The organism is Roseibium aquae (assembly GCF_008711285.1).
GTDB lineage: Bacteria > Pseudomonadota > Alphaproteobacteria > Rhizobiales > Stappiaceae > Roseibium > Roseibium aquae.
Map to the genome: position 1 here is coordinate 90,989 of NZ_VXDC01000009.1, position 13,120 is coordinate 104,108.

Consider the following 13,120-nt stretch of genomic DNA (forward strand, 5'->3'; position numbering starts at 1 on the left):
ATCCGCCGTTTCAAGAACCGGTGCGCGGCAAGGAGACGGCGCGTTTAGCTGGCCTTGGTCTTGTCTTCTGCCTTCTCGGCGGAGACGGTTTCCGACGGCTGATGATCAATCGTCTTGGCGGGCTCGCTGGCGGGCTTGTCGTCGTCCTCCGCCATGCCCTTCTTGAAGCTCTTGATCCCCTTGGCCACATCCCCCATCAGCTCGGAGATCTTACCGCGTCCAAAAAGCAGAACGACGATCACCGCAATGATCAGAATCTGCCACACACTAATGCCCATACGCCAAACTCCCATTCCCTAGGCTCTCGCGGCCCGGAGGCCCCTTGTACAAAAAAGCCATAGCCCCCGCAACACGGGTCATTCTGCAACGATGGGCGTAGCCGCACCCGGCGCCGATCTACTTCAGATGTGCCGTGCCGGCTGGAAATACAAGAACATCCTTGGGATCGGTAGACACCGACACATCATTTCCCACCCGCCAGGGGCTGCCGGCGCGCAGCCGGGCATGAAGCGGTTCGTCAAGCCCATCCACGATAAGCGTGACCAAATCGACTTCCCCGACGAATCGTTTTGCCATGATCCGGGCCTGAACCGGACCGTTCTCCGGAGTATCCAGAAGGATCCCTTGCGGGCGGATACACACATCGACCTTGAGGCCCGGTGCGAAACCTGCGCCCACAACCGGACCAAGCGCCGTGTCCACCCTTGTTGCATCGGCAGCCACGCCCTCGATCAGATTCACCTCGGAAAAGAAGCGCGCGACAAAGGCATCTACCGGGGTGTTGTACAGTTCGCCCGCCGTGCCGTGCTGCACCAGCCGCCCCCCCCGCATCAGGGCGATCTTGTCGCCAAGGCGCATCGCCTCTTCCGGATCGTGGGTGACGATGATGCAGGTCGCGCGCGTTTCCCGCAGGATCGTCAAGGTCTCCTCGCGGACGCGGTCCCGCAGCCGCCGGTCCAGCCCGGAAAACGGTTCGTCCATCAGGAGGATCCCCGGGCGGGGCGCCATGGCGCGGGCAAGCGCGACACGCTGCTGTTCTCCGCCCGACAACGCATGCGGATAATCCGACGCATAGTCCGCCAAACCGACCCGGCTCAACGCAGCCCTGGCGATCTTTTCCCGGTCCTGTTTCGGCATATTGGTGAGGCCGAACATGACATTCTCGCCGATCGTCATATGGGGAAACAGCGCATAGTCCTGAAACATCAGTCCGACGCCGCGCCGTTCAGGCGGCAAGAACACGTTCGGGCCCGCCACCTCCCGGCCATTGATCAGCACGCGCCCGCTCGTCTGCCGCTCGATGCCGGCCGCGACCCGCATCAGAGTCGTTTTGCCGCAGCCGGAATGACCGAGCAGACACAGCACTTCGCCCGGCGCGATTTCCAGGGAAAGATCACGCACGGAAGGCACATCTCCATAATGATGGGTAACGGCCTCATAGGTCAGGCCCGCCGCGATCGTGGCACCGGCCGTTCCCCGTTCCCCCCAGCGCGGGCCTTCCGCGGCACCCGGATCCCGAGTGTCGTTCCCGTCAATGTGTCTTGGCATATGGGTCAGCGGTCCAGGTCCTGACTGTCATCGAAAAGACCATCCTCTTCCAGCGGATCCTCATCAGCTGTCAAGTCTTCTACGTCATTGGGCATCGGCACTATGAAGGAGGCCGGGACGGCGCTGTCAAGCAGCCCTGCCCCTTTCAATTCCTCCAAACCCGGCAGGTCCTTCACGCTCTCAAGTCCGAAATGGACCAGAAACCCCTCGGTGGTCCCATAGGTTACGGGACGGCCGGGCGTCCGGCGGCGGCCGCGCATCCGCACCCACCCAGTCTCCAACAGCACGTCAAGCGTGCCCTTGGACGTGGAAACACCGCGGATCTCCTCGATCTCCGCCCGCGTCACCGGTTGATGATAGGCAATGATGGCAAGGGTCTCCAGGGCAGCCCGCGACAGCTTCTTCTGCTCCTCGGTGCTGCGGCGCATCAAGAAGGAGAGATCTTCGGCGGTTCGAAAACACCATTTTCCGGCCACCTGCACCAGATTGACCCCGCGCGCCGCGTATGTCCGCCGCAACGCCTCCAGGATACCGTCGACATCGGCGCCCCGCGGCAACCGGTCGGCGAGTTCCTCCCTGGACAGGGGATCGGCCGAGGCGAACAGCAGCGCTTCAACCATCCGCATGCCCTCCCGGTCGGACTTGCCGTCCGGCCCTGTCCGGCGGTCGCGCGGAACCGCGAGATCAAGAAGCTGTCCCTCAGGCTTCATCGGAGTCATCCCTGGTGGCGGCGCGCACATAGACCGTCTCGAAGGCTCCGCTCTGTCGGATTTCGAGCCGGCCTTCACGCACCATTTCGAGGCTGGCGGAGAAAGAACTGGCCACCACCGTGGCCCAGTCCTTGTCGTTGTAAAGATACTCTTGGAGATAGCTGGTGATCGGCGCCCACTCCGCAACCTGCCCGATCAGCCGGGTCAGCAGGTCGCGCGCCTCCTGCAAGGACCAGACCGTGCGGCGCAAGACCTGGACAGACGTCACCGATTGACGCTGGCGTTGCGTGGCGTATGCGGACAGAAGCTCATAGATGGTCGCGTCGAAAACGCTCTTGTGCACGATGCTTTCGGTTTCAGGGGCGCCCCGGGCAAACACGTCGCGGCCCAACCGGTTTTGGGCCAACAGCTTGCCGGATGCCTCACGCATGGCTTCGAGGCGCCGCAGGCGGAAGGCGAGCGCCGCCGCAAGCTCCTCACCGGTCGGTTCGTCTTCCTGCTTCTGTTCGGGGATCAGGAGGCGCGATTTGAGATAGGCCAGCCAGGCGGCCATGACGAGATAATCCGCGGCCAGTTCCAGCCGCAGCCGGCGCGCTTCGATCACAAAATTCAGATATTGCTCCACCAGAGCGAGGATCGAGATCCGGGCCAGATCGACCTTTTGATTGCGCGCCAGCGCCAGAAGAAGATCAAGCGGGCCCTCGAAGCCGTCCACATCGACAACGAGTTGCGGGTCGGAGATGGCCCGGTCCTGCGCCGGATCGCCGTCCGCCCAAAAGTCTTTCAACTCTTCTTGCGCCATATCTGCCGCGCCCTCAGCTGTCCCAATCAAGGCCCGCACCGGAGCTTCCAGCCTTTCTCAAGCCCAACACGCCATAATCGTTTCTCAAGGCCCAGGCGTAAAGATAACGCATGGATGGGACCCGGCCGGCTCGGCAGCGTCCGCTCTCCGGTCGACGTCCGTCTCAGCGCCTGCGCGCGGATCTAGCCCGGCCGTTGCCATACGGGACGCAATCGGGCGTCCAGCTCGGCAAGTGCCTGCTCCGGATCGAGCCGGGTCGCAGCCCCGGTCCGACACTCAAGCACTTTTTGGCAACGCTCCGCCCGAACACCAAACATTTCCGGCGCAACCGCCGCGACCGCCTGCATTTCTGCCATGTCCCCGTTGCAGTGAAGCACCAGGTCGCAGCCAGCTTCAAAGGTTTTCGCGGCACGCGCGGACATATCCCCACCTAGGGCCTTCATGGAGATATCGTCGGACATCAAACAGCCCTCGAAACCGATGTCTCCGCGAATCACCTCCGTAATGACCTTGACGCTCTGGGTGGCGGGATTGTCCGGATCGATTTCCGGGTAAAGAAGATGCGCCGTCATCGCCAGCGGCAGGTGGCGGAGGGCTCTGAACGGCGCAAAGTCGGCCGCGCGCAATGTCTCCAAAGGCGCCTCGATCACCGGCAGTTCCAGATGGCTGTCGACCCGCGCCCGTCCGTGTCCGGGAAGATGCTTGATCACCGGCAAAACGCCGCCGGCCATCAGGCCATCCGCCACGCACAGCCCGAGATCGGCGACGATCTCCGGGTCGGCCGAAAAGGCACGGTCCCCGATCGCGTCAACGGTATCGGCAAGAAGCAGGTCCAGACACGGCAGGCAATCAATCGTGATACCAAGATCAAGCAAGACCTGAGCAATCAGGTGCGCCCCGAGGCGGGCGGCGTACCGGCCGGCGGCCGCATCCTGTTCATAGAGCCGCGCATATGCCTGCTGCGGCGGAAAGACTGGCCAATGGGGTGGGCGGAGGCGTTGAACCCGCCCCCCTTCCTGATCGATCAGGACGGGGGCATCCGGCCGGCCCACCGCATCGCGATAAGCCCGCACAAGATCCTGCACCTGGCCGGGCGTTGAAACGTTGCGGGCGAAAAGAATGAGGCCCCACGGCTGTTCGCGGGTGAAAAACGCACGCTCCTCATCGCTGAGCTGCAGCCCGGCGCAGCCGGATATGAAGGCCTTTGTCATGAGGTCCGCTTATCCTGCGACGGCCCGCGCCGTCAAGAAAACAAAACCCGGCTTGCGGATCCCCCTTCCGCTCTGCCAAGTAGATGCATGTTTGTTCACCTGGAGACCCGCATGCGCGCCCGCCACGATCTTCCCGCCGGAACCCTTCACCGCCTGCAGGTCACATCGCCGCTGCTGGCCCAAAACAGGCTTGGAGATCCCGCGATCCGGGAGGTGGTCGTTTATATCCCGCACGGCCAGACCGGCGAAGGCCTGCCCCTCCTCGTCGATCTCGTCGGTTATACCTCGGGCGGCCCGGCCCACACCAACTGGAAGAACTTCGGTGAGAACGTTCCCGAACGGCTCGACCGCCTGATCCATGACGGAGAAATGCCGCCTGTGGCGGTTGCCTTTCCCGACTGTTTCACGCGGCTTGGGGGCAATCAGTACATCGACAGCTTGGCCATGGGCCCTTGGGCGACCTGGCTCACGACCGACATGCTGACCGCGGTCGAAAAGGCATTCGGCTGCGGCGGCCCAGGCAAGCGCGGCGTCTTCGGCAAATCGTCAGGCGGTTACGGTTCCATCGTCCATGGCATGCAGCATGCCGACGTCTGGTCGGCGGCCGCCTGCCATTCCGGAGACATGGCGTTCGAACTCTGCTACCTGCCGGAAATGCCGGGGGTCTTGCGCGCGCTGGCGAAAAAGGGATCGATCGAGGCCTTCGTCACAGATTTCGAAACCGGTCCGAAGTACCCGGGCTCCGCCCTGCATGACCTGATGACCCTGGCGATGGCCGCCACCTATGACCCTGACCCGGATCCCTCGGTGTTTTGCGGCATCCGTCTCCCGGTCGATTGGGAAACCTGCGAGTTGGACCCTGATCGCTGGGCAGCCTGGCTGTCCTGGGATCCGGTTGTCATGGCGGACCAGCCCGAACACATCGAGGCGCTGAAATCTCTCAAAGCCCTGTGGATCGATTGCGGCAATGCCGACCAGTACAATCTGGTGTATGGAGCCCGGCGGCTCACGCGGAAACTCACATCGGCTGGCGTGAACCACGTTTATGAGGAATTCAACGACACGCACTCATCCATCGACTACCGCATGGATCGAAGCTTGCCTTTCCTCGCCAAGGCTCTCGTCAGCGCCGCGCGCTGAGGACCCGCCAGGTACCTGCCACCCCGGCCGCGCGGGAGCCCCGCGACCAGGGGTGCGGACACCGCTAGTTCTGCCGGACGAAACAGTCGCCGCCGGCGGCCTTCAGGTTTTCGCACAAGCTAATCGCCTCCGCCCGCGACCCCGTCGGGATGCGGGCGCGGTAGAACGTCCCGCGATCCGCCAGGTCGGCACGCACGATGACTGCGGACCGGCTGCCAAGAACGGAGGGGAAGCGCTGCTGCAGGCTGTTATAGGCGCTCTGGGCCGCCTGTTCCGACCGTTGCGAGGTGACCTGGACGATATAGGTGCCGGAAGGAATGGTCCCGCCAAGGGACGGTGCCGGCGCGGCGGCTGCACTTTGAGCCGGAGCCGCAGCAGGATTGGTGAGATTGAGCGGACCATTCGCTGCGGGCGGCGCTGTGACCGCCGGTGCGGCAGGCGCGGTCACGGCTGGCGCCCGGGCGATCTGGACGGGCGGTTCCGGCTTGCGCCGGGGCTGAACGGCGGCGACATCGGGCAAGCTGACTTGCGGTTGCGCTGTGTCCACCGGAGCCGTCGCAGCGGGCTGTCCGATGTCCGGCGTTGCCGGCACGGGCGCCGAAACCGCCGGAACGGCTGGCGTTTGCGTCGTGATCTCGGCGGAAGCAGTTTCCGAGGGCGTTGGAACCGGTTCGCTTGGCGCGGCGGTCACGGGAACCGTGCTCACGGTGCGTGTTCCTGCCGGGCTGTCGCTGTCGCCATCGGAGATGATCGTGCCGTCCGGCCGGACGACCAGAGTTCGGACCCGACGGGGCACGCCCGGAGCCTGGGCACCTGGCCCGTCCACCACAGCGGGCGCAGGAGGCAGGTTCGCCACGTCCGGGGTTTCCGGCACCACGAGTTGCCCGCCGTCACCGCCATCAGCGCCCCCGACCCGGTCATAGATCAGCTTCGCAGTGGACGGATCGGCTGCAGGCTCCGTGCTTTCGGGGAAAACCTTCAGCGGTTCCTGTATGCCCGCAATGATTGGCGGTGCACCGGAGGGAACAGAGACCGCATCGCCATCGTAAAGCGCGAAAGCCCCGGCACCCAGGACAGCCACACCGATGATGGCGGCCGCAGCGTAGAGACCTTTGCGCGATTTTGCTTCGATCGGCTCCGCCGCCGCTCGCTCTTCCCTCGAATGTTGCGGCAAGACACCGCTTCCGCTCAGACTGGGGTCGCTCTCCTGCATCGCCCGGGCGACCTCTTCAAGGTCGTAACCGCCCGGAGGCGGCGGCATTTCATCCTCATCGGACCGGGGCAAGGACGCGGCCGCTGCAGGCCAGGTCATGTTGTCGATATCGTCCGCCGTCCCGTTGTCCATGGGAGGCTGGCTCCCGATGGGGTTCCCCGCAACTCTTCCCGCAGGCGCACCGGATTGCATCGGCGCGCCATAAGCCGGCTGGTTCAGTCCAACGGAGATCGTCGGGGCCTCCACCGCGGCGGCGGGCGCCGCGATGCTGGACACCGCCGGTGCGGATGGCCGGGAGAAGCCGCCCTGATCTGACCTTTCGGATGCCACAGCGGTTTCCTCTTGCGCCCCAAGCCGCGGCTCCGCCTGGAATTGCGGGGCATTGCGGACTTGCGCACCCAAATCGCGCTCCAGGTCTGCAAACAGACTGTCGAAACCCGAGGACAGGTCATCCGAGGGAGTATCCGCCGGCAAATCTGACGACGCCTCATCCATGCCCTGGGTTCCCCGCCACCCGTCCGGCGTCCGCAGAGGGGTCCCGGTTGCCTCGCCACCACCGCGAGGCGCCTGATCGAATGCAGCCTCCGGTTCCGCTGGCCCGGCGTCGTAAGCACCTGGACCAGGTTCCACGCGGGGCGCGGGCGCACCTGCCGGTTCGCCGTGTCGTGGACCGGCCATGCGGGCCAGAACTTCGAGGGGATCGGTCCGCTCTTCCGGCGAAACGGCTGTTTGCGCGGGAGCGGTTTCAGCGGGCTGAGACGTGTAAAACGGGTCGGACGGCGCAACCGGCTGGACTGGACTCCCGTGCGCCGGGTCGCCGATCCGGCCGTGTGGCGTGAAGGACTGGCGCAGTGCACCTGCCAGTTCGTCTTCCAGTTCAGCCGTCAGATTCGCTTCCAGATCCAACGATACGGAGCGATCGAAGCTCGGGCTGGGAGCATCCAGGGTGGGTTGCACGGGCAGCGAACCGGACACCGGGTCGGTCCCCGGCCGATGCGCGCCATAGGAGCCCTCGAACCCGTCACGCTGCCCTTCCGGCGCGCGCGGCGCGGCGGGCTCCCTGTAGGCGGGTTCGACCGCCGCCATCGGCGGCACCGCCGGATAGCCGCCCTGTTCCGACCAGCCTGCTCCAGCATGCGGGTCCGGGTAAGCCTGCGCCCGATCGTCATAAGGATCTATCTGCGGATGGGTTACGGGATCGGCAGTCGCAGCAAGCGTTCCCGCCTCAGGTTCGGCTTGCTCAACCGGCAGCGGCTCTGGATGCTGGGCTGATGGCGCTGGATTGGTTTCAGTGTCGAAATCACTGAGACCGGCGAAGTAGTCCGTGCTGCCAACACGCCCGCTGGCCACGGAACCCCCGGTTTGGGTATTCTGATGGACGATCCGCGCCAGCTCAAGCAGCGGATCCTCAATCGGCAGGTCCTCGGACGAACGTCCCGAGTCTGGTCCGCGCGTGTATGGCTGTGCGAGATCGTCAGGGTCTTTTGACATGAACGTTTTGCAATCCGACCTTACTCGGCCCGGCCCCACGCTATGGTGGAGGGCCTACGGGCCTCTACAGCGACTTCAGCGCATCTCTTCGGGCGCATCGACCCCCAGAAGCGCAAGACCTGACGCAAGTACTAGAGAGACTGCACGGACCAAGGCAAGACGCGCTAGGGTTAATGTGGTGTTATTCGTATTAATAAAACGTAATTGCGGCAATTCCTTGCCCCTGTTCCAGTGGCCGTGCAAGGAACTGGCAAGATCGTGAAGGTAAAATGCGATACGGTGCGGCTCATGCGTCTCGGCCGCGGCTTCCACCATCTTCGGCCAAACCGCCAGTTTCGCAATCAGCTCCAGCTCACCCGAATCAACCAGAACGGACATATCGGCAGCGGACAGGGCGGCGGGGTCCTGAATCAGATCCGGCAATTCCGCCGCAGCCTGACGCAGCACGGAATGGCATCGTGCATGGCCATATTGCACGTAGAAGACCGGATTGTCCTTGGACTGTTCGGTGACCTTCTGGAAGTCGAAGTCGAGCGGCGCATCGCTCTTTCGATAGAGCATCATGAAACGCACCGGATCGCGGCCCACCTCTTCCACGACATCCCGCAGGGTGACAAAATCCCCCGAACGCTTGGACATCTTGACCGGTTCGCCGCCGCGGAACAGCTTCACCAGCTGGCAGAACCGGACGACAACCTCGGTCTTTCCTCCGGAAATGGCCTCGCCGACAGCCTGCAAACGCTTGGCATAGCCGCTGTGATCGGCGCCCAGAACAAAGATTGTCTCATCGAAACCGCGCTGGAACTTGTCCTGGAAATACGCCACGTCAGCGGCGAAATAGGTATAGGAACCATCCGATTTCTTCAGGGCACGGTCGGTGTCGTCGCCGAAATCACTGGCCCGGAAAAGCGTCTGCTCCCGGTCTTCCCAATCATCGGGCACCTGTCCCTTGGGCGGCGGCAGCGTGCCTTCATACACCAGATCCCGCACACGGAGGGTCTCCAGCATCTCGTCGATCTTCGATGGCGCGTTTCCTGCGCTGGCATGCAACGACCGTTCGGAGAAGAAGACATCGTGATGCACATTCAGCCGGGCAAGGTCGGCCCGGATCATGTCCATCATCATGTCGAGCGCGATATCCTTGACGATCGGCATCCACGCCGCCTCGTCCATGCCGGTAAGCGCGTCGCCATGCAGGTCTTTCAGCTTCGCGCCGACGGGCTGGAGATAGTCTCCGGGATAGAGTCCCGCCGGAATTTCGCCGATATCCTCCCCGAGGGCCTCGCGGTATCGCAGAAAAACGCTCCGGGCCAGCGTGTCGATCTGAGAGCCGGCATCGTTGATGTAGTACTCGCGGGTCACGTCATAGCCGGCGTGGGCGAGAACATTGGCGAGGGCATCGCCGACGACCGCTCCGCGCGTATGCCCCACATGCATGGGGCCGGTCGGATTTGCCGAAACATATTCCACGTTGGTCTTCCGGCCCGCCCCCATGGTCGAACGCCCGAAGTCGGGGCCCAGCGCCAGCACGGAAGCCAGGACCCGGTGATAAACCACCGGCGCCAGCCGCAAGTTGATGAAACCGGGGCCAGCGACCTCCACCTCGGTGATGTCGGGGTCCGCGCGCAGGACCTGTGCTAGCCGCTCGGCCAGATCACGCGGCTTGGCACCCACCTGCTTGGAGAGGACCATGGCCGCATTCGTCGCCAGATCGCCATGGGCCGGATCACGCGGCGATTCGACGGTGACTTTGGAAAGGTTCAGCGGCTGCGCGTCTGTCGTCTCGAGACCGAGCTCATTGAGCGCTACCTTCACGCGTTCCGAAAACTCGGAGAAAATATTCATGACCGACCAACTGGTGTGACGTTGAAGCACAACGGGTCCGCAGACCGGACGGCAGAAAAGCCCGACCGGGGCAGACCGGCTAGATTGGCAGCGGCCTAGCCCAATTCCGGCGCAGCGTCAAACAATCTGCGGTGCTCGTCGATGGCGTACCGGTCCGTCATGCCGGCAATATAGTCGCAGACCCTGCGTGCGAGCTGCTGATCGTCCAGTCCGCCGAGCCCCAGGGACCAGGGGCGGGGCATCAGTTCGGGGTCGCTCATGAACCGGGCAAAGAGGTTCCGCACGACATCGGCCACGAGCCGCCGGACAGCCAGAACGTCCTCGTGCCGGTAGACCCGCGCAAACAGGAACCGTTTCACGTCTTTCTCGGCGGCCGCCATCGGGTCGGAGAACCCGACCATACAGCGGCCGGCCAGGCGGATGTCCTCCACAGAGGCCGGCTCCACCTCCCCAAGGCGCCGCAGGGCTTCGGCAATGACATCCTCCACCATCCGGGTGATCGACCGGCGGACGATTTCATGAATCTTCCGGCTTTTCTCCAACCCTGGATACCGCTGTTCGACCTCGCCCAGAATGCCGGCGAGAAACGGAACCTCGCGCAAATCGTCAATATCGATCAGACCGGCCCGCATCCCGTCATCAAGATCGTGGGCATCATAGGCAATATCATCCGCGATAGCGGCCGCTTGTGCTTCTGCGCTCGGCCAGGTGTCCAAGCGCAGGTCCTGCCGCTCGGCATAGTGGCGGATGGCGAACGGCAAACTGGCGCCGGCAAACTTGCCAAGCGGCGCACCGTCCGGCCCCAACAGCGGCCCGTTGTGCTTGACCAGACCCTCCAGCGTTTCCCAACTCAGGTTCAGCCCGTCGAATTCGGCATAGCGTTGTTCAAGATGCGTCACGACGCGCAGCGACTGGGCATTGTGATCAAACCCGCCGAATGGCGCCATGCACTCATGCATCACATCCTCCCCCTCATGGCCAAAGGGTGTGTGGCCAAGATCATGCGCAAGGGCGAGGCATTCGGCCAGATCCTCATCGAGACGCAGGGCCCGGGCAAGGGACCGAGCGATTTGCGCAACTTCGATGGTATGGGTAAGCCGGGTGCGGAAGTGGTCGCCTTCATGATAGACGAAGACTTGGGTCTTGTGTTTCAGCCGCCGGAATGCGGAGGAATGAATGATCCTGTCGCGATCCCGCTGGAAGGGTGTCCGCGTCGGACTCTCGGGTTCGGGCACCAGCCGCCCCCGGCTGGCCTCGGGATGCTCGGCAAAGACCGACCGGGCCTGCGCGCCGTACCCGATGTTGGCACGGATGGATTGGCCGGACTCAAGCCCTTGGTCTGTCACACTCGGCATGGCGCGAACTTTCTCCCCTACCCCTTTGGTCCGGCACGGCACATTGACGCGGTAGGCCGCGCGTCATACCTATGGATGGAAGTCAACTTTTCCGGCACGCCCGGAACCGGGCTCCGGAAGATACCGACCGTCAGGACATACCTATGACCGAAACGCTTGAACATCCCGTAACAGTCAGTGATCGCGCTGCCAAGCGGATCGCAAAAATTCTGAAAGACGAACCGGCCGGCAGCATGCTTCGCGTCAGTGTGGAGGGCGGAGGCTGTTCAGGACTGCAGTACAAATACGACCTCGTGCGGAGCCGGGAAGACGACGATATCGCGATCGAGAAAGACGGCGTGACCGTCCTTGTGGACAGTGTTTCCCTAGAATACATGGGCGGCTCGGAAATCGACTTCGTCGACGATATCATCGGCCAGTCGTTCCAGATCAAGAACCCGAATGCGAGTGCCGGCTGCGGCTGCGGCGTCAGCTTCACGATCTGATCCTTCTATTCGGCGGGCCCCGTTCATGAAAATCGCGACCTGGAACATCAACGGGGTCAAGGCCCGCATCGACACCGTGCTGGCCTGGCTGCGGGAGACAAGTCCGGACATCGCCTGCTTTCAGGAGATCAAGTCCGTCGACGAGAACTTCCCCTCCTCCGCCTTCGAGGAACTGGGCTACAATGTCGCCACGCATGGGCAAAAAGGGTTCAACGGCGTGGCCCTCTTGTCAAAGCTGCCGCTTGAGGACATCCAGCGCGGATTGCCGGGCGACGAAGCGGACCAGCAGGCCCGCTATATCGAGGCCAGTGTGTCTGCGGAAAACGGCGCGCTCCGGGTCGGATGCCTTTATCTTCCCAACGGTAATCCGCTCGGCTCCGAGAAATTTCCCTACAAGCTGCAATGGATGGACCGGCTGATCGCCCATGCGAAGCTGCGACTTCTGGACGAAACCCCATTCCTGCTGCTCGGCGACTACAACGTCATTCCCGACCCCATCGATGCCAGGAACCCGGCGGCATGGTCAGGGGATGCCCTGTTCCAGCCCGAAAGCCGCGCGAGGTTCCGCGCCCTCACGCATCTGGGCTTCACCGAGGCTGTGCGTGCCACGACCGACGCGCCGGAAACATTCACCTTTTGGGACTATCAGGCCGGAGCTTGGCAGAAGAACAACGGGATACGGATCGACCATATCCTGCTGTCGCCTCAAGCCAGTGACCGGCTGAACGGATGCGGGATCGACAAGCATGTTCGCGGATGGGAAAAACCGTCGGACCATGTGCCCGTTTGGGTCGATTTGGCAGCCTAATTCGCAACTTGCCGTCAAAAACAACCCTCGATTTGAAACATTCATTCGCTGGCGAAGTCATGCTATCGTTTGCGAATGAGGAGAGCTGGTTTTCGATTCTGGACAAAGCGGCGTTTGAGACAGGCGCGTCCGGCACATTGTGATGCCCGATATGACCCCCGGTGCGGATTGCGCCCTTTGGGCCGTGCGGTCCTGCTGGGGGGAAGCCTGTTCCTGCTGGCAAGCGCGCATTTGGCGACCGCACCGGTTGCCGCTCAGGGACTGGGTCAGGGTCACGTACAGACAAGACCTCAGGCGCAACAACCGGTCGTCCCGTGCACCTGCCGTCACAAGGGGGACGATTATCAGGTCGGCGCGCAAACCTGCCTCAAGACCCCGCGCGGCCCCCGGATCGCTGTCTGCGATCGTGTCCTCAACAACACGTCGTGGCGGTTTACCGATGCGCCCTGCCCGAGCGCCGACGCGGCGCCCGCCCTGCCAAACCGGCAACACGTTTCCTTGAGGAGCTGATA

General features: G+C 63.4%; 11 protein-coding genes. 3 read left to right on the plus strand and 8 right to left on the minus strand.

Going from position 1 to position 13,120, the window contains the following annotated elements:
• Positions 1–44 precede the first annotated feature (44 nt).
• From F0184_RS15220 to nagZ, 5 genes are all read right to left on the minus strand, one after another.
• A complete protein-coding gene (locus tag F0184_RS15220) occupies positions 45–278 on the minus strand; it encodes a twin-arginine translocase TatA/TatE family subunit (RefSeq protein ID WP_150497056.1) in 234 nt (77 codons plus the stop codon).
• A 118-nt stretch (positions 279–396) separates the two neighbouring features.
• On the minus strand, positions 397–1,548 hold the full coding sequence (locus tag F0184_RS15225) for an ABC transporter ATP-binding protein (RefSeq protein ID WP_150497057.1): 1,152 nt from the start codon (positions 1,546–1,548) through the stop codon (positions 397–399).
• Between the two features lie 5 nt (positions 1,549–1,553).
• A complete protein-coding gene (scpB, locus tag F0184_RS15230; RefSeq protein ID WP_150497058.1) occupies positions 1,554–2,258 on the minus strand; it encodes an SMC-Scp complex subunit ScpB in 705 nt (234 codons plus the stop codon).
• Complete coding sequence (locus tag F0184_RS15235; protein WP_150497150.1) at positions 2,248–3,060, minus strand: segregation and condensation protein A; 813 nt, start codon at positions 3,058–3,060, stop codon at positions 2,248–2,250. The genes scpB and F0184_RS15235 overlap by 11 nt, the downstream gene beginning before the upstream one ends.
• Before the next feature lie 182 nt (positions 3,061–3,242).
• Positions 3,243–4,271, minus strand: a complete 1,029-nt coding sequence (gene nagZ, locus F0184_RS15240) for a beta-N-acetylhexosaminidase (RefSeq protein WP_150497059.1) — start codon at positions 4,269–4,271, stop codon at positions 3,243–3,245.
• A 111-nt stretch (positions 4,272–4,382) separates the two neighbouring features.
• Here nagZ and F0184_RS15245 point away from each other — a divergent pair, with 111 nt between their 5' ends.
• The gene (locus F0184_RS15245; protein WP_150497060.1) at positions 4,383–5,411 is read left to right on the plus strand and encodes an alpha/beta hydrolase; all 1,029 of its coding nucleotides are present in this window, start codon (positions 4,383–4,385) and stop codon (positions 5,409–5,411) included.
• Positions 5,412–5,475: 64 nt separating this feature from the next.
• On the opposite strand, the gene F0184_RS15250 is transcribed toward F0184_RS15245, so the two are convergent.
• The 3 genes from F0184_RS15250 to F0184_RS15260 all read right to left on the minus strand — a co-directional run bounded on the left by F0184_RS15250 (position 5,476) and on the right by F0184_RS15260 (position 11,315).
• Positions 5,476–8,115, minus strand: coding sequence for an SPOR domain-containing protein (locus F0184_RS15250; protein WP_150497061.1), 2,640 nt, complete (start codon positions 8,113–8,115; stop codon positions 5,476–5,478).
• Positions 8,116–8,190: 75 nt separating this feature from the next.
• Complete coding sequence (argS, locus tag F0184_RS15255) at positions 8,191–9,960, minus strand: arginine--tRNA ligase (RefSeq protein ID WP_150497062.1); 1,770 nt, start codon at positions 9,958–9,960, stop codon at positions 8,191–8,193.
• 95 nt (positions 9,961–10,055) lie between these two features.
• Positions 10,056–11,315: a deoxyguanosinetriphosphate triphosphohydrolase gene (locus F0184_RS15260; RefSeq protein WP_172972127.1), complete on the minus strand. Its 1,260-nt coding sequence runs from the start codon at positions 11,313–11,315 to the stop codon at positions 10,056–10,058.
• 143 nt (positions 11,316–11,458) lie between these two features.
• Between F0184_RS15260 and erpA the strand changes: the two genes are divergently transcribed.
• Entirely contained in the window at positions 11,459–11,800 is a 342-nt protein-coding gene (erpA, locus tag F0184_RS15265; RefSeq protein WP_150497063.1) for an iron-sulfur cluster insertion protein ErpA, read from the plus strand.
• Positions 11,801–11,825: 25 nt separating this feature from the next.
• A complete protein-coding gene (xth, locus tag F0184_RS15270) occupies positions 11,826–12,608 on the plus strand; it encodes an exodeoxyribonuclease III (RefSeq protein ID WP_150497064.1) in 783 nt (260 codons plus the stop codon).
• The last annotated feature ends 512 nt before the right edge of the window (positions 12,609–13,120 follow it).